15 protein-coding genes are annotated in these 16,270 nt (G+C 64.3%); 7 read left to right on the top strand and 8 right to left on the bottom strand.

Annotation, left to right across the window (positions count from 1 at the left end):
• The 7 genes from X803_RS18485 to X803_RS18490 form a co-directional block, all read right to left on the bottom strand.
• Positions 1-535, bottom strand: a 535-nt coding sequence (locus X803_RS18485; RefSeq protein ID WP_035778191.1) for a serine dehydratase beta chain, incomplete at its 3' end; no start/stop codon positions are given.
• On the bottom strand, positions 536-1,174 hold the full coding sequence (locus X803_RS0107390; protein ID WP_026544645.1) for a sarcosine oxidase subunit gamma: 639 nt from the start codon (positions 1,172-1,174) through the stop codon (positions 536-538).
• A complete protein-coding gene (locus tag X803_RS0107395; protein WP_026544646.1) occupies positions 1,167-4,109 on the bottom strand; it encodes a sarcosine oxidase subunit alpha family protein in 2,943 nt (980 codons plus the stop codon). The genes X803_RS0107390 and X803_RS0107395 overlap by 8 nt, the downstream gene beginning before the upstream one ends.
• Positions 4,106-4,525 (bottom strand): sarcosine oxidase subunit delta, encoded by a 420-nt coding sequence (locus X803_RS0107400; RefSeq protein ID WP_026544647.1) that lies wholly within the window; start codon positions 4,523-4,525, stop codon positions 4,106-4,108. The genes X803_RS0107395 and X803_RS0107400 overlap by 4 nt, the downstream gene beginning before the upstream one ends.
• Before the next feature lie 37 nt (positions 4,526-4,562).
• Entirely contained in the window at positions 4,563-5,780 is a 1,218-nt protein-coding gene (locus tag X803_RS0107405) for a sarcosine oxidase subunit beta family protein (RefSeq protein ID WP_216699043.1), read from the bottom strand.
• Complete coding sequence (glyA, locus tag X803_RS0107410) at positions 5,780-7,078, bottom strand: serine hydroxymethyltransferase (RefSeq protein WP_026544649.1); 1,299 nt, start codon at positions 7,076-7,078, stop codon at positions 5,780-5,782. The genes X803_RS0107405 and glyA overlap by 1 nt, the downstream gene beginning before the upstream one ends.
• Positions 7,079-7,181: 103 nt before the next feature.
• The gene (locus X803_RS18490) at positions 7,182-7,574 is read right to left on the bottom strand and encodes an FCD domain-containing protein (RefSeq protein ID WP_253907410.1); all 393 of its coding nucleotides are present in this window, start codon (positions 7,572-7,574) and stop codon (positions 7,182-7,184) included.
• A 99-nt stretch (positions 7,575-7,673) separates the two neighbouring features.
• Between X803_RS18490 and purU the strand changes: the two genes are divergently transcribed.
• Positions 7,674-8,591: a formyltetrahydrofolate deformylase gene (purU, locus tag X803_RS0107420; protein WP_026544650.1), complete on the top strand. Its 918-nt coding sequence runs from the start codon at positions 7,674-7,676 to the stop codon at positions 8,589-8,591.
• Positions 8,592-8,634: 43 nt separating this feature from the next.
• On the opposite strand, the gene X803_RS0107425 is transcribed toward purU, so the two are convergent.
• Positions 8,635-9,285 carry a GntR family transcriptional regulator gene (locus X803_RS0107425; protein WP_026544651.1) on the bottom strand — a complete coding sequence of 217 codons (651 nt, stop codon included), beginning with the start codon at positions 9,283-9,285 and terminating at the stop codon, positions 8,635-8,637.
• Positions 9,286-9,824: 539 nt separating this feature from the next.
• Between X803_RS0107425 and X803_RS0107430 the strand changes: the two genes are divergently transcribed.
• The 6 genes from X803_RS0107430 to X803_RS0107455 all read left to right on the top strand — a co-directional run bounded on the left by X803_RS0107430 (position 9,825) and on the right by X803_RS0107455 (position 16,216).
• Positions 9,825-11,177: an MFS transporter gene (locus tag X803_RS0107430; RefSeq protein ID WP_026544652.1), complete on the top strand. Its 1,353-nt coding sequence runs from the start codon at positions 9,825-9,827 to the stop codon at positions 11,175-11,177.
• Positions 11,178-11,217: 40 nt separating this feature from the next.
• Positions 11,218-12,471 carry a M24 family metallopeptidase gene (locus tag X803_RS0107435; RefSeq protein WP_026544653.1) on the top strand — a complete coding sequence of 418 codons (1,254 nt, stop codon included), beginning with the start codon at positions 11,218-11,220 and terminating at the stop codon, positions 12,469-12,471.
• An 89-nt stretch (positions 12,472-12,560) separates the two neighbouring features.
• On the top strand, positions 12,561-13,349 hold the full coding sequence (locus X803_RS0107440; protein WP_026544654.1) for a creatininase: 789 nt from the start codon (positions 12,561-12,563) through the stop codon (positions 13,347-13,349).
• Positions 13,346-15,061: a BCCT family transporter gene (locus tag X803_RS18495; protein ID WP_084033517.1), complete on the top strand. Its 1,716-nt coding sequence runs from the start codon at positions 13,346-13,348 to the stop codon at positions 15,059-15,061. The genes X803_RS0107440 and X803_RS18495 overlap by 4 nt, the downstream gene beginning before the upstream one ends.
• A gap of 95 nt (positions 15,062-15,156) precedes the next feature.
• Positions 15,157-15,984: an IclR family transcriptional regulator gene (locus tag X803_RS18500; protein ID WP_084033519.1), complete on the top strand. Its 828-nt coding sequence runs from the start codon at positions 15,157-15,159 to the stop codon at positions 15,982-15,984.
• A gap of 43 nt (positions 15,985-16,027) precedes the next feature.
• A complete protein-coding gene (locus tag X803_RS0107455) occupies positions 16,028-16,216 on the top strand; it encodes a DUF1918 domain-containing protein (RefSeq protein ID WP_026544655.1) in 189 nt (62 codons plus the stop codon).
• Positions 16,217-16,270 lie beyond the last annotated feature (54 nt).

The following is a 16,270-nucleotide window of genomic DNA, read 5'->3' on the forward strand; positions in this document are numbered from 1 at the left end:
CCGCCGTGTTGAAGGGGTACGGCAGGACGGTGGCGTCGGCAACTATCCTGTCGCCGGCCTCGGCGTCTCCGTCAACAACGAATCCGCCGCCGATTGAATAGAAGCTTCGTTCGCTCAGCACAGCTCCGGCATGGTCGAGCGCGCGGAACGTCATGCCGTTGGGATGTGCCGGGAGGGATTTGCGCCGGTGCAGCACCACGTCCTCGTCCCAGTTGAAGTCCACCCGGTGGTCACCGCCCACCCACAGTTCGGCGTCGAGGGCAGCGGCGGCCACCTCGTCATCCGCGGTAGAGGTGTCCACGGTTTCCGGGTCCAGCCCCTTGAAGCCCAAGACCACGGCCTTGTCCGAGCCGTGGCCCCTTCCGGTGGCACCGAGGGAGCCGAACAGCTCGGCCTGGACCCGCCTGGTGGAGCTCAGGTGTCCGTCACCTTTGAGTCCGTCGGCAAACAGCTTCGCTGCCCGCATCGGGCCCACCGTGTGTGACGACGACGGCCCGATGCCAACGGAAAACAGGTCCAGGACGCTCAGGGCCATTCAGGGAACCTCAGGCGAGGCATACTCCCGCATCGCGTCGAGGAGCCAACGGCCGAGATAATCGGCGAAGGACGCGCGGGGGAAGAGGCGGTAGCTCTCGTTCCCGGTCTTCCACAGCACCACCGGGATGTTACCGACCTCCGTCGACAGGGCAGTGCCGGGCAACAGCGACCGCGGGTGCAGGTCCAGGGAACATCCCTTCTCAAGCACGGCCCGGGCCCGTGGCCCCCTGAGTTCGAAGGTGGTCCGGTTGGCGGAGAGATCCACCACTTGGCCGGCACCGTCACCGAGCGCCTCCCGGAGGGCCTGGATGAGGTCGCCGCCGAGGGACTCGTGCGCTTCGCGTGGCGCCACCACCAGGAACTCTTCGGGCCCGAGCCACAGCACGGACGTGTCCCCGTGGCCGCTGACGTCGCCACACGCAGCGGGCAGGCCGCCGGTGACGGCTTCGATGCGTTCTCCGGCAGCGCCGCCGCGGTTGACCCGTAGGCCGACCATGGTCAGGAAGGCCACTTCGGACAGTTCCGCCACGCCGCGGACAGACCCGGTTTCAAAGTCCGCCCGGAGCTGGGCGGCCGGGCTGACGCGGAGGGAGAGATTCTTCTCGTAGGAGGTTGCGGGTGCTGCTGTTTCAGCCATCTTTGCGGGTCCCTTCGGGGTCAAAAAGCACGGTTTCGGCGACGACCACGTCCACGAGCTGGTCACCGGCGGCAGCCACCAGGGTTTCGCCGATGCGGTTACGGCCGTTTTTGATCAGTGCCAGGCCAAATGACCTGCCCAGGGCCGCGCTGTGGTAACTGGAGGTGACGAAGCCCTCCATCGGGACCGGCCCGTAGGCGGGGTTGGTAGACCGCCCCTTCTCCACGAGCTGGGTTCCTTCCGGCAGCCGCAGCGTCCCATCCACGGGCAGAACGCTGACCAGGTGCTTGCGGTCCTCGCGCCGGGCGTCGGCCCGGGAGTAGGAGCGCTTGCCGATGAAGTCCTTGGCCTTGGAGACGATCCATTCCATCCCTGCATCCTGAGGGGTGACGGTTCCGTCCGTGTCCTGGCCCACGATCGGGTAGCCCTTCTCGGCGCGGAGCACGTGCATGGTTTCGGTGCCGTAGGGGGTGATATTGAATTCGGCACCGGCGGCTGCGACCGCTTCCCACGTGTTGAGCCCGTACCAGGCCGGCACGTTGATCTCGTAGGCAAGTTCACCGGAGAACGAAATCCGGCAGACCCGGGCGCGCACACCGGAGGCGAGCGTCGTCTCGCGGAAGGTCATGAACGGGAACGCTTCGGCTTCCAGTCCCCCGTCTGCGGCCAGCTCCGGTGCCACCTTGGCAAGGACCGCGCGGGATTTGGGCCCGACGACGGCAATCGTGCTCCACTGTTCGGTCACCGAGGTGCAGTGCACATCAAGCTCCGGCCACTCGGTCTGCAGCCATTCCTCCAGCCAGTCCAGCACCTTGGCGGCGCCGCCGGTGGTGGTGGTCATGAAGTAGGTTTCCTCGTCCAGGCGCAGGGTCACGCCGTCGTCGAAGATCATGCCGTCCGCCAGGCACATGACGCCGTAACGGGCCGAGCCCGGGGCGAGCTTCTTGAACGCGTTGGTGTAGATCCGGTTCAGGAACTCACCGGCGTCCTTGCCGCGGATCTCGATCTTCCCCAGGGTCGTGGCGTCCATGAAGCCCACGGACTCGCGGACGGCGGCGCACTCACGCAGCACGGCCGCGTCCATGTCCTCCCCGTCCTGCGGGTAGTACCAGGGCCGCTTCCACTGCCCCACGTCCTCGAACAAAGCGCCCTGGGCGACGTGCCAGGGGTGGATGGACGTCTTGCGGGCGGGGTCGAACAGCTCACCGCGCTGGCGTCCGGCCAAGGCCGCGAAGGCCACCGGGGTGAACGGTGCGCGGTAGGTGGTGGTGCCGATGTCGCCGATGCCGCGGGAGGCCTCACCGGCGGTGCGCAGCGCGGCAGCGATGACGCCGATCGCGTTGACGCCGGAGGTCTTGCCCTGGTCATTGGCGGTGCTGATGGAGGTGTAGCGCTTGATATGCTCCACCGAGCGCATGCCGGCTCCGGTGGAGCGCAACACATCAGCCACGGACTGGTCGCGCTGGAAGTCCACGAAATGGTGGTGCCAGTCATCCGGGGTTCCCGCCTCACCGGGGACCAGCCACAGCTGCCGGGTCGGGGCGGACGCCTTCGGTTCGGCCAGCGGTGACGGCTCGACGGCGGACTGGAAGCCCGCTGCAATCGCAGCCGAGGCGCCGGCGCTGATTCCCTCGGCCAGGCAGTCTGCGGTGCCGAATGAGCCCCGTCCGGAGCCGATAATCTGCTGGTTGGGCACCACCGTGCTGGGCACAAAGGCAGCCAGCTCGTCGTCCCAGCGCAGCTTGCCCTGCCGCTGGGAGTGCAGGTGCACCAACGGGCTCCAGCCGCCGGAAACAGCGAGCAGATCGCAGGCGACCTGTTCGATGCCGGAGGTGAGTTCGCCGTCGTCGTTAATGGTGCGGACGGTCACGCTGTTCAGGCGGCCGCTGCTGTCGGCAGAGGTGTTCGCCACTGCGCTGCCGGTCAGCACCCGTGTGCCCGCGTCCGCGGCGGCAGCCGCCACCTCGCTGAGCTGCGGACGGGCATCCACGACGGCGGTGACATTCACGCCGGCGGCGCGCAGGTCAGCGGCGAGGGCGTACGCGCTGTCATTCGTGGTGCTGATGGCCACGCGCTGCCCGGCGGCTACGGCGTAACGGTTGAGGTAGCTGCGGACGGCGGAGGCGAGCATGACGCCGGGCCTGTCGTTGTTCTCGAACACCAGCGGACGTTCGTGGGCGCCGGGGGCCAGTACCACCTGGCTCGCACGGATGTGCCAGATACGCTGGCGGGACACTCCCGACGGCGCAGGCGAGGACAGGTGATCGGTGCGGTTCTGGACGGCGATGACGTAGTTGGCGTCATAGGCGCCGAAGGCCGTGGTGCGGTTCAGGACGGTGGACTCGGAGCCGGAGACGAGTTCGGCTTCCACGTCCGCCACCCACTCCAGGGCCGGCTTGCCTTCGATGGTCTCGGCAAGGTCCGGTGCCGTGGAGCCGGCCAGGAGGGAGCCTCCCAGTTCGGGCTGGTCGTCCAGCAGCATGACGCGGGCGCCGGTCCGCACGGCTTCCCGGGCCGCGGCCAGGCCTGCGGGGCCGCCGCCGACCACCAGGACATCGGTGTGGACGTACTTCTTGTCGTACTCGGCGTGGTCTTCCTCCGGGTCAAGCTTGCCCAGACCGTTGAGGAGTTCTGCCCTCAGCCCGTCCACCAGAGTGACGGTGGTGGCGGGGAGCATGGACTCCGCCACGTGGCCCGGGAAGCGCGGCTCTACCTTGACCATGGCGTTGGATTCCTCCACGCCGGCGGACATGATGCCGCGGGGGCGGTCCTCGTAGAGCGAGTTGCCGGCGGCGATGCGGCCGTTGGCGATCAGGGCCGAGGCGAGGGTGTCTCCGGGATGACCGGTGAATTCCTCACCGTCCACGGTGAAACGCCAGGAGATGGTGCGGTCGATGCGTCCGCCGGCGGCGAGGCGTGCGTTCTGGGAAGTCACTTCGTTGCTCCTTCCGGGGCTGGGGTGCTGGAGATGCTGGTGGCGGAGGTGCTCGTGCCGGAGATGTTCGGCGCCGCGCTTCCGGTGGTTGTGCTGTCCGCGGCGGTGCTGGCAGTGCCGGTATCGGCAGTCCGCTGCCCGGCCGCATCCGGCCGGGGCGTACCCATCGGGTACACGGCCTGGATGTCGTAGGTCACCGTGTCACGAAGCATGTTGAACCACTGACGGCAGCCCGTGCTGTGCAGCCAGCGCTCGGCGAAGGAGCCCTTGGTGTTGTCCCGGTAAAACAGGAACTCGGCCCACTCGCGGTCGGTCAGCTCATTGGGGTTTTCCGGGTAGGCAACGTGGGCCTGGCCACCGTAGTGGAATTCGGTCTCGTCACGCGAGCCGCAATTGGGGCAGGAGATGAGCAGCATGTGCGTCTTCTTTCTGGAGAGCGTCAGTCGCTGGCGGCTAGTGGGCGACGGCGGCAGCGCCGTGTTCGTCGATCAGTGCACCGGTTTCGAAGCGTTCCAGCGCAAACGGCTCGTTCAGCCTGTGCGGAGCGCCCGTGGCGATGTTGTGGGCGAAGGTGAGGCCCGCAGCCGGTGTTCCCTTGAACCCGCCGGTCCCCCAGCCGCAGTTCACGAACATGTTCTCCACCGGGGTGTTGCCCACGATTGGGGACGCGTCCAGGGTGGTGTCCACGATGCCGCCCCAGGTCCGTAGCACGTGGGCACGGGCAAAGATCGGGAAGAGTTCGACGGCGGCAGCCATCTGGTGCTCGATCACGTGGAACGAGCCGCGCTGGCCGTAACCGTTGTAGGAGTCCACACCGGCACCCATCACCAGTTCGCCCTTGTGCGCCTGCGAAACGTAGACGTGCACGTGGTTGGACATGACCACCGTGGGGTGGACCGGCTCGTGCAGTTCGGATACGAGCGCCTGGAGCGGGTGGGACTGGATAGGCAGGCGGAAGCCAGCCATTTCGGCCAGGACCGAACTGTGCCCCGCGGCGCACAGACCCACCTTCCCGGTGTTGATGGTGCCCCGGTTGGTTTTGACGCCCACCACCCGGTTGCCGTCCTTGACGAAGCCGGTGACCTCGCAGTTCTGGATGATGTCCACACCGAGTTCGTCGCACTTGCGCGCGAACGCCCAGGCAACATGATCGTGCTTGGCGATGCCTGCCCGCGGCTGATAGGTGGCACCCATGACGGGGTAACGGATGTTGTCATTGATGTTCAGGATGGGGCAGAGTTCCTTGACCTGCTTGGGGTCAAGCCATTCGGCGTCCACACCGTTGAGCTTGTTCGCTCCGACGCGCCGGACGCTCTCCCGGACATCACCCAGGGTGTGTGCGAGGTTCATGACCCCGCGCTGGCTGAAGAGGAAGTCGTACTCGAGCTCCTCCGGCAGGATTTCCCACAGCTTGAGGGCCTGCTCGTAGATGGCCGCGCTCTCGTCCCAGAGGTAGTTGGAACGGATGATCGTGGTGTTGCGGGCCATGTTGCCGCCGGCCAGCCAGCCCTTCTCGAGGATGGCGATGTTGGTCATGCCATGGTTTTTGGCCAGGTAGTAGGCCGTGGCAAGGCCGTGCCCGCCGCCGCCGACGATGACCGCATCATAGGAGGACTTGGGCTCGGGGTTGTGCCAGAGGAATTCCGGGTGCTCCGGAAGCAGATCAGCCATCATGCCACCTCAGTCGCGTCGGAGGAAAGGTTGGGGTAGAGGGGGAACTTCCCGGCCAGGATCTCAACCCGCTGCCGAAGTTCCGCCACCGTGTCGTCGTCGAACTCGCGCTTGAGTGCCGCGGCGATGATGTCAGCGACCTCCGTGAATTCCGCCTTGCCGAACCCACGCGTGGCCAGTGCCGGCGTTCCGATGCGAAGACCGGAGGACACCATCGGCGGACGCGGGTCGAAGGGCACGGCGTTGCGGTTGACCGTGATGCCGATCCGGTGCAGGCGGTCTTCGCCCTGCTGCCCGTCCAGCTCCGAGTTGCGCAGGTCCACCAGGACCAGGTGGACGTCGGTGCCGCCGCTGACCACGGTGGCACCGGACTCGGCGACGTCATCGGCAAGAAGCCGCTGGGCGATGATCCGGGCACCTTCCAGGGTGCGCTCCTGGCGCTCCCTGAACTCGGGCTGCGCTGCCAGCTTGAATGCGACGGCCTTTCCGGCGATGACATGTTCCAGCGGGCCGCCCTGCTGGCCGGGGAACACTGCGGAGTTCACCTTCTTGGCGATGGCGGGGTCATTGGTGAGGATTACTCCCCCACGCGGCCCGCCGAGGGTCTTGTGCGTGGTGCTCGTGACAATATGTGCGTGCGGGACGGGGCTGGGGTGCAGGCCCGCTGCCACCAGTCCGGCGAAGTGCGCCATGTCTACCAACAGGAGCGCACCAACCAGGTCGGCGATGCGACGGAACTCAGCAAAATCCAGCTGCCGGGAATATGCGGACCAGCCGGCCACAATCAGCTGCGGTTTGTTCTCAACGGCCAGGCGTTCCACCTCCGCCATGTCGATCAGCATGTCCTCTTCGCGGACCCCGTACGGAACAACCTTGTAGAGCTTGCCGGAAAAGTTGATGCGCATGCCATGGGTGAGGTGTCCGCCGTGCGCGAGGTTCAGTCCCAGGATGGTATCTCCGGGCTGAATGAGGGCGAACATTGCCGCTGCGTTGGCCTGGGCGCCTGAGTGGGGCTGCACATTGGCGAATTCAGAACCGAACAGTGACTTCAGGCGGTCGATGGCCAGCTGCTCGATCACGTCAACGTGTTCGCAGCCGCCGTAGTAACGCTTGCCGGGGTAGCCCTCCGCATACTTGTTGGTCAGGACCGAGCCCTGCGCCTCCATGACCGCAGTCGGCGCAAAATTTTCGGAGGCGATCATCTCCAGGGTGCCCTGCTGGCGCAGCAGTTCCTGCTGCACAGCGGCGTGGATCCGGGGATCGGTCTCCGCGAGCGAGCGAGTCAGAACTTCGACCATCATTTCTCCTAAGCCGTATCTAATATCCTCTTGATATATTAGTTATGTGACTCAAGTATGCTAGCACTTGCTGTGACTGTCAACACGTCAGCGCAAAGCCGGCTCAGGCGGCGAAGAGAGCCTCGCGGATCGCATGCTCGAAACCGATGACGTGGGCCCTGGCCAGTTCGGCGGATTTTGCTTCATCACCGTCGATGACGGCACGCAGCAGATCCACATGCTCGTGCACGTGATGGGAAAGGTCCGGAAGCCGGTCCAGGACCATGCACCAGATGCGGGTTGCAAGATTGTCGTAGCGGATCAGGACATCTTCCAGATGAGGATTGGCTGCGGCTGCGTAGATACCCTGGTGCACCTGCGCGTCCAGCTGCAGGGTCTCGACGGCAGTCGCTGAGGCAATATCAAAGGTCTCCACAGCATGCATGATCGCCTGCAACCGCTCCCTCGCCGCGTCCGTTGCTACCCGCGCCGCCCGGGAGGCAGCGGCAACTTCCACCCGAGTGGCGACATATTGCCCCCGGCCTCCGACCAGTATACGCTGATTGCGACTCTAATATATTAGTATCCCGGCAAAAATATATTTCGAGGAGAAGACATGACCCTCATGGCATCCGATTCATTTACCAGCACCACCCTTCCCACCCCCGAGGCCCGCACGCAGGAAAAGACGAGGAAGTTTGTTCTGACGCTGTCGTGCGTTGAGCGCGCCGGCATCGTCCAGGCGGTCACCACGTTCCTCTTCGAGCGCGGGTTCAACATTGACGAACACCAGCAGTTCGACGACGGACTCCGCCAGACGCTGCATCTGCGCACGGCCTTCTCCGGTTCACCCGACTACACGCCCGAAAGGCTCAATAAGGAGTTCAGCGCGATCGCTGACCGCTTCGACATGAAGTTCAGCTTTCACGACGAAACCAAGCAGCGCATCATGGTCATGGTTTCCAAGTTCGGCCACTGCCTGAACGACCTGATCTTCCGCTGGCGCGGAGGCAGCCTCGGCGGCGACATCGTCCTGGTGGTTTCGAACCATGAAACCCACCGCGCCATGGCCGATGCGGCAGGCCTTCCCTTCGTCTATCTTCCGGTGACTCCGAATACAAAGGCAGACGCCGAAGCGAGACTGCTGGAACTGGTGGACGAGCATGACGTCGACCTCGTGGTCCTCGCCCGGTACATGCAGGTGCTCTCCGACGGCCTGTGCCGGGCACTGGAGGGCCGCGCGATCAACATCCACCACTCGTTCCTGCCGGGCTTCAAGGGCGCACGGCCCTACCACCAGGCCTACGACCGCGGCGTAAAGCTCGTCGGGGCCACCGCGCACTACGTGACGGCGGATCTGGATGAGGGACCGATCATCGAGCAGGAAGTTATCCGGGTGGATCACACCTACGGGCCCACTACCCTTTCGACAGTAGGCCGGGATGCAGAAGCCCTCGCACTCTCGCGCGCCGTCCGCTGGCACTGTGAACACCGCGTGCTGCTGGATCAAACCAGCACAGTCGTGTTCCGGTAACCGGCGTCCCCGGTTGAGCTGATGCTGGTGCCTTGCTCTCGCGCTACAGGACAGCCCTGATCAGATCCTCGAAATCGCTGACATGCTTGGTTGTCAGTCGAACTGCGGACTCGGAGTCCCCTTCGGCGATACATTCGAGCAGTTCGATGTGCTGGGCAATATGCTCAGATACAGGCGGAAGCTTCTCCAGCACCAGACTCCAGATTCTCGTCGCCAAGTTGTCATACCGGATGAGGACATCCTCAAGGTGGCGGCTTCCTGTGGCCCGGTAGATTGTCCGGTGCACCCGCATATCCAGTCGCATCAGATCCTTCTGCGACTGCATTTCCGGCAGGCAGCGCGCAACTTCCTGCGCAAATTCCTTCAGCTCCTGTCTGAGCTGCGGCGATGCCATCCGGGCCGCCCGCGATGCTGCCGCAGGCTCCAGCAGTTGGCGGATCTCTGAGATCTCGGCAAGGTCAGTGATATCCACGCCCGCCGCGAATGTACCCCGTCGCGGATAAGCGACCACGAGGTGGTCACTCTCAAGCCGTTTCATGGCCTCGCGGATCGGCGTCCGCCCTACGCCCAGGCGTTTGGAGATGACTTCATCGTTGAGAGGTTCACCCGGCTTGATGTCGAGCACGATCAATTCGTCGCAGAGAATCCGGTAGGCGTAGTCGGCAAGGGATTCATCGTCCTGCCTCGTCGGCACATACGAATCTCCTCCCCCCACTGCCAATTCGCCAACGCTTGCCATCCTCGAAGCCCCCTCCCGGAACACGGTGAACCTTGACACAAGGCCCTCTGCGTCTATGGTATGCCATAACTGATATATCAAAACTAAGCTGTGGTGATCGGCTCAGGCTCCCGTAGGGCAGGGTTGAGGAGCTCGGACAGGTGGGCTGGAACCCGACATTTCGCGGCCCAACCGGACCTGATGCGGAACTCACCTGGGCAAACGGGCTCGAGGAAAAACCATCAGCGCCCTCCCGTAAACGCGGCCCCTGCCGTAAGCGGTCTGTTACCACTCCCGTGCAATAAACCCGGGGGACTGAAGGGCTGGACCACCGCAGGGGCGCCCAAGCCCGCCCTCAGCGCATGCGCACACCCTTATTCGAGGTCTGCCTGCGCGCACTCCCCCGTCATATAAGACGTTCCGTCCCATCCCGCTATTGACAGTGACACCCGCCACACCTAGTCTGATGCAACAACGTTGCGCTGAATGCAACTTCCGACAACTTGGTGGTTTTCATGACTGGTAAGACGGGCAACGACGCCCCTACCCTAGGACCGACCCTCAGCGAACAGGAACGAGTACATCCAACCGGAGTAGGCAAAGACACCCGCCGGCGGGTAGTAGCCGCCAGCTTCATCGGCAACTTTGTCGAATGGTTCGACTACGCGGTGTACGGCTACCTCGCCACAACCATCGCGGCCGTTTTCTTCCCTGACTCCGACCCGCAGGCCGCTCTTCTGCAGACCTTCGCCCTCTTCGCCGTGTCCTTCCTGGTCCGCCCGCTGGGCGGCTTCGTCTGGGGCCATATCGGTGACAAGGTGGGACGGCGGAACGCACTCTCCCTGTCAATCCTCATCATGTCCGCCGCGACATTCTGCATTGCACTGATTCCGAGCTATGCCAGCATTGGAGCCTGGGCACCGCTGCTGCTCCTCTTCATCCGGATCATCCAGGGATTCTCGGCCTCGGGTGAATATGCCGGCGCCTCGGCCTTCCTCGTGGAGTATGCGCCGGCCAACAAGCGCGGACTCTACGCTGCTGTGGTACCTGCAAGTACTGCCGCCGGACTCCTGCTTGGCTCCCTGCTTGTCACCCTCATGACAAGCGTGCTCAGCTCGGACCAGATGGAAAGCTGGGGTTGGCGCCTCCCCTTCCTGCTCGCCGCTCCCATGGGCCTGATCGGTCGCTATATCCGCACCAAGCTTGAAGACACTCCGGTCTTCCGCGAGCTCGCCGCTGAAGACAACGCCGTCAAGGCACCGGTTCGAAGCCTCTTCAGGAACCACTGGCGCCAGTTGCTGCAGGCTGTGGGAGCTGTACTCCTCAACGCCGTCGGTTTCTACGTGATCCTCAGCTACATGCCTACCTACCTCTCTGCAGAGCTCGGCGTGGGTGCAGCGGAGTCGTACTTCGCCACCACCATCGCACTCGTGACGTACATCGGCTTCATCTTCCTTACGGGAATGCTCTCGGACCGTTTTGGCCGCAAGAAGGTACTTATTACCGCATCGGTACTCTTCATAGTGCTGACCGTGCCCGCGTTCGCGCTGCTGGATACCGGCAACTTCCTGGTGATCGTACTGGTCCAAATTCTGCTCGGCGCCATGCTCACACTGAATGACGGGACCCTCCCGAGCTTCCTGGCTGAAATGTTCCCCACCCGGGTCCGGTACAGCGGCTTTGCCGTCAGCTTCAACCTCTCCAACGCACTTTTCGGCGGAACTGCACCCTACGTCGCCACGCTCCTCATTGCGCTGACCGCCAATGACCTTGCGCCGGCCTGGTACCTCGTAGGCGCAGCCTTCATCTCACTCATCGCGGTGTCCCTGTCTCGGGAAACCAGCCGCGAGCCCCTGCGGCACCAATAGACCTTCCTCCACTGTTGACAACCCCTACCTAGGAGATCAGATGACGATCACAACCACCCCTGCAACCCGCGTCGCCGACCTTGAGCGCCTGAAGGTCCTGCACAACGGATCCAAGCAGCCTCTCACCTTCTCGGACACCGAATTCGAACGCCGCCTTGCCGGCCTCCGCCGGATCATGGCCGCAAAAGAGCTCGACGCCGTCATTCTCACCAGCTACCACGGCATCAAGTACTACTCGGACTTCCTATACACAACGTTCGGCCGTAACTACGCACTGGTTGTCACCGCCGATGACTCGGTCACCGTAACCGCCAACATCGACGCCGGCATGCCGTGGCGCACCAGCTACGGCGAGAACATCGTCTACACGGACTGGAAGCGGGACAACTTCTACTTCGGTCTGCAGGAAGCCTTGCGCCAGCGCGGTGTCAGCGCCCGGCGTCTCGGCGTCGAGGATGATGCCCTGCCGCTGATGACCCGCCAGCGCATCCAGGCAGCCTTCGACGGCGCCGAACTGCTCGACATTTCCCAGGACGCCATGCGCCAGCGCATGATCAAGTCCGCCGAGGAAATCGAGGTCATCAAGCACGGCGCCCGCATCGGTGACCTCGGCGGCGAGGCCATCAAGGCAGCAATCCGCGAGGGCATCAGCGAATACGAGGTCGCGCTGATCGGCACCGAAGCCATGGTCCACGAGATCGCACGCACCTTCCCGCACCGCGAGGTCCGCGACACCTGGGTATGGTTCCAGTCCGGCCTCAACACCGACGGCGCCCACAACTGGGCAACCACCCGCAAGCTGCAGCGCGGCGACATCCTCTCGCTGAACTGCTTCCCGATGACCTCCGGCTACTACACCGCCCTGGAGCGCACCCTGTTCCTCGGCCAGCCGGACGAGCGCAGCCTGGAACTGTGGAACATCAACGTCGAGGTACACCGTCGCGGACTCGAGCTCATCAAACCCGGCGCCGTGTGCAAGGACATCGCCGCAGAGCTCAACGAGATCTTCATCAGCCACGGGCTGCTCGCCAACCGGACCTTCGGCTACGGCCACTCGTTCGGTGTCCTCTCCCACTACTATGGACGCGAGGCGGGACTGGAGCTCCGCGAGGACATCGACACCGTCCTCGAACCCGGCATGGTTGTCTCCATGGAGCCCATGATCACCGTGGCTGACGGTGAACCAGGTGCCGGCGGCTACCGCGAGCACGACATCCTCGTGGTCGGCGAGGACGGAGCCGAGAACATCACCAAGTTCGGCTTCGGCCCCGAGCACAACATCATCGACGCCTGAGCCGGTGATGACGACGGCGGCGCCCCCTTCCGGTGCCGGCGCCGCCGTCGTTCCTTTCCACACTTCGCCCACCCAGCAGGAGAACGCACATGACGCGCACCAGCGTGTATATGGAAGAACTCGACGCTTTTACCTACTCAAAGAAGATCAGCGCCGAGGACGGAATTGTCCTCATTCCCGCCGGCGCGATCGAGCAGCATGGCCCGCACATGCCGCTGAACGTTGACGTCCTGCTCTCCCGTGCCATGGCCGGGGCAGTCGCGGAGCAGATCGGTGCGCTTGTTGCCGCACCGATCATGTACGGCTACAAATCCCAGCAGCGCTCGGGCGGCGGCAACCATCTCCCGGGAACCACCAGCCTCGATGGCGCCACCGTCGCCGCCATCGCCAAGTCCCTCACGCTGGAACTGGCACGCCACGGAGCGCGCCGGATTGTCTTCGTCAACGGCCACTTCGAGAACTACCAGTTCCTGTACGAGGGCGTGGACCTGGCAGTGCGCGAACTGCAGCTGGCCGGCTTGGACGACCGCCGGGTCATGCTGCTCTCCTACTGGGACTTCGTCGACGACACGACAATCAGCGAACTGTACCCCGACGGATTCAGCGGCTGGGATGTCGAGCACGGCGGCGTGCTTGAAACATCACTGATGCTGCACCTCTACCCCGAACGGGTCGATATGGAACAGGTCGAGGATTTCCCCCCGACTGTCCTGCCCAACTATGACCTCCTACCCGTCCGTCCAGAGCTCACTCCCGGCTCCGGATGTCTGTCCTCCGCCGCAAACGCCTCTGCGGACAAGGGAGAAATCCTACTAAAAAGGGCATCGAGCAGCATGGCTGACGCGATTTCCCATGAGTTCAGGAGCGATCAACGATGATCACCAACAACCAAGGGGCGGCCACCACTGCGCCCAACGAGGATGCCCCGCTCGAGACCGGGGAAGCGGTGGAGACACCGGTCCAGAAAAAGCGGAGGGCTGTGGATGACACGGCCATCAAGTGGCTGGCTGCGGTTCTCGTGGTGGCCATCCTCGTCGGCACCATCGCCGCACCCGACGCCGCGGCCGGAGCCATCGGCACGGCCCGCACCTTCGTCACCGAATACTTCACCTGGTTCTTCGTCCTCTTCTCCGTCCTCGCGCTGGCAATCTGCGCCTGGCTCGCATTCGGCCGTTACGGCCGGGTCCGGCTGGGCGGCGCAGGCGCCCGGCCGGACTACAGCAAGTTCGCCTGGTACTCGATGCTGTTCGCGTGTGGCCAGGGCATCGGGCTGATCTTCTGGTCCGTTGCCGAGCCGATCATGCTCAAGGAGGAGAGCCCGCTGTTCACCGGTGCTGACGCCGGTGTGGCCCAGGACGGCTCCATGGCGTGGTCCTACTTCCACTGGGGATTGACCGCATGGGCGATGTACTGCATCGTCGCTATCTGCCTGGCATACTCCCACTACAACCTCGGCAAGAAGCTGACCTTCCGGGACGCCGTTGTTGACTTCTTCCCGGTGAAATCCCGCCGGAGCATCGGCATCGTGGTCGAGGTTCTCGCCATCCTGGCCTGCGTGCTCGGCCTGGCCACCTCGTTCGGCTTCGCCACGCTCCAGTTCACTTTCGGTCTCACGTCCTTCACGCCCATCGCGGGCGGTATGCCGGTGTGGATCACCGTCGTCGTGGTGTTCGCTGCCCTTACCGCGGTGTCCGTGTACTTCGGCATCAGCAAGGGCATGAAGCGCATCAGCGAGCTGAACTCGATCCTCAGCATCGTGCTGGTCGGCGCTGTCCTGCTCTTCGGCCCTGCGGTCTACCTGCTGTCCTCCGTGCTGCAGACCTTCGGGGTGTACTTCCAGAACTTCCTGGCGATGAGCCTGTGGTCGGAGTCCAACGTGGCGGCTGCCGGCATGGACAGCTGGCAGGACAGCTGGAATGGGTGGTGGACGGTCTTCATCTGGTGCTGGGTCATCGCCTTCTCCGCCTTCGTGGGCCCCTTTATTGCCCGGATCTCACGGGGCAGGACCATCCGGGAGTTCGTTGTGGGAGTCACCGTCATCCCATCCGTCATCGTGATGGTGTGGATCGGCGTCCTGGGCGGCGCAGCACACTTCTACGACAACGCCAGCAGCGGCGCCATCTCAGGACAGATTGCCGAGAGCACCGAAAGCGGACTGTTCGCGATGCTCGACTTTGTGCCCGTCGTCGGGACTGTCCTGATGGTGGTCTCCACCATTCTGGTGGCCACGTACTACATCACGTCGCTGGACTCCGGAGTCCACGCGCTCTCCGGCTTCGTGGCCTCGGCCAAGAGCCCGAGCAAGTGGTTCCGCGTGCTGCTGGTGGGCGCGATCGCGTCGGTCACCGTAGCGCTTCTGGTCCTCGGCGGGGTCTCGGTCATCGGAACGGTCCAGACCGGCACGATCATCGGCGCATTCCCGCTGGCGTTCATCCTGATCATCATGGTCCTCAACTTCATCAAGCGGCTCCGGAGCGGCGCAATCAGAACGGCTCCTCCAGCTCCACCGGCCCTTGACGTCTCCCTGGACGGGAAGGAACCGCCGGCACCCGAGCTGGTAACCTCCGACCGCGGCGCCCATCTCAACTAGTGCGTGCGGGATCCTGCCGACGGCGTCACCCAGCGGGGTGGCGCCGCCGGCGTTTCGCAACCAACCAGTCCCTATAGGGGATGATGAAAGACATCATGACAGCACAACCAGAAACCAGGGACAGCAAGGGTGCCTCGGTCATCTCCAACGTGATCGACGTACTCCGGTGCTTCAGCATCGAAGAGCCGCTGCAGGGAGTGACCGAAATCGCGGTGCAGGTGGGCCTGCACAAGAGTACGGTTTCGCGGATCCTTGCAACACTCGAAAACGAGAACATCGTTGAACGCGACCCGCTCTCCCGGCGCTTCCGCCTCGGGTTGGGAATCATCACGCTCGCCGGGCCGCTGCTCGCGGACCTCGACGTCCGGAAAGTGGCGCACCCCGTGCTGCAGGAGCTGAGCCGGGAGACGGGCGAGACTGCCGCCCTGGTGCTGTGGAACGAGACGGAATCGATCTCGGTGGAGCAGGTGGTCAGCAGGAGCAACGTCAAACACACCTCTCCCCTCGGCACCAGTTACGGCACCGCGCTGAGCGCCAGCGTCCAGGTGTTCCTCGCGCTCGAGGAGGAGGACCGTGTGCGGCAGCTTCTCGGGAGCGGCACAATCCAGCACCCTTCCCCCGACAGCAAGGGGCTGGGGGCCTATCTCACCCGGCTTGGCGATGTACGCAGCCGCGGCTATGCAGTCAACTTCGGGGAAACCTCGGAGGAGGAAGTGGGAATCGCCGTTCCCGTGCATGACCACCGCGGGGATGTGGCGGCCGCGGTGCTGATTTCAGCGCCGCGTTTCCGGGTGGACAAGGACCAGCTTGAGGTCCTGGTATCAGCGTGTGTGCTGGCTGCGAAGGACATCACCCGCAGGCTCGGCGGGCGTCCTCCCGTTGATGCCGGCCTTCCGCAGGGGGCAGACAGCACCGCCGGGTGAGGCGGATACTAGGGGTGTCGGCACGCTTGAAGGAGGGTGGCTAATGAAGGCATCAGTCGGCGACCGCATCCTGGTCCACGGAGCTCATGTGGATGACGCGGAACGCGAGGGTGAAGTGCTGGAGACCCGCGGCGAGGGCGGGGCGCCGCCGTACCTGGTCCGCTGGTCCAACGGCTCGGAGGGCCTGGTTTTTCCCGGTCCCGGAGCGGAAATCCGCACCACCGGTTCATGACCGGCAGCGGCAACAAACCCAACAACGACGGCGGCCGCTACCTTTCGCTGGAAA

Origin of the sequence: Arthrobacter sp. 35/47 (genome assembly GCF_000520475.1) — a bacterium.
Lineage (GTDB): Bacteria > Actinomycetota > Actinomycetes > Actinomycetales > Micrococcaceae > Arthrobacter_D > Arthrobacter_D subterraneus.

Bases quoted from the DNA above. Each gene is read 5' to 3' on its own strand.
- X803_RS0107390 (WP_026544645.1), bottom strand. From the start codon at position 1,174: ATGGCTGAAACAGCAGCACCCGCAACCTCCTACGAGAAGAATCTCTCC.
- X803_RS0107400 (WP_026544647.1), bottom strand. From the start codon at position 4,525: ATGCTGCTCATCTCCTGCCCCAATTGCGGCTCGCGTGACGAGACCGAA.
- X803_RS0107405 (WP_216699043.1), bottom strand. From the start codon at position 5,780: ATGGCTGATCTGCTTCCGGAGCACCCGGAATTCCTCTGGCACAACCCC.
- glyA (WP_026544649.1), bottom strand. From the start codon at position 7,078: ATGGTCGAAGTTCTGACTCGCTCGCTCGCGGAGACCGATCCCCGGATC.
- purU (WP_026544650.1), top strand. From the start codon at position 7,674: ATGACCCTCATGGCATCCGATTCATTTACCAGCACCACCCTTCCCACC.
- X803_RS0107430 (WP_026544652.1), top strand. From the start codon at position 9,825: ATGACTGGTAAGACGGGCAACGACGCCCCTACCCTAGGACCGACCCTC.
- X803_RS0107435 (WP_026544653.1), top strand. From the start codon at position 11,218: ATGACGATCACAACCACCCCTGCAACCCGCGTCGCCGACCTTGAGCGC.
- X803_RS0107440 (WP_026544654.1), top strand. From the start codon at position 12,561: ATGACGCGCACCAGCGTGTATATGGAAGAACTCGACGCTTTTACCTAC.
- X803_RS18495 (WP_084033517.1), top strand. From the start codon at position 13,346: ATGATCACCAACAACCAAGGGGCGGCCACCACTGCGCCCAACGAGGAT.
- X803_RS18500 (WP_084033519.1), top strand. From the start codon at position 15,157: ATGACAGCACAACCAGAAACCAGGGACAGCAAGGGTGCCTCGGTCATC.
- X803_RS0107455 (WP_026544655.1), top strand. From the start codon at position 16,028: ATGAAGGCATCAGTCGGCGACCGCATCCTGGTCCACGGAGCTCATGTG.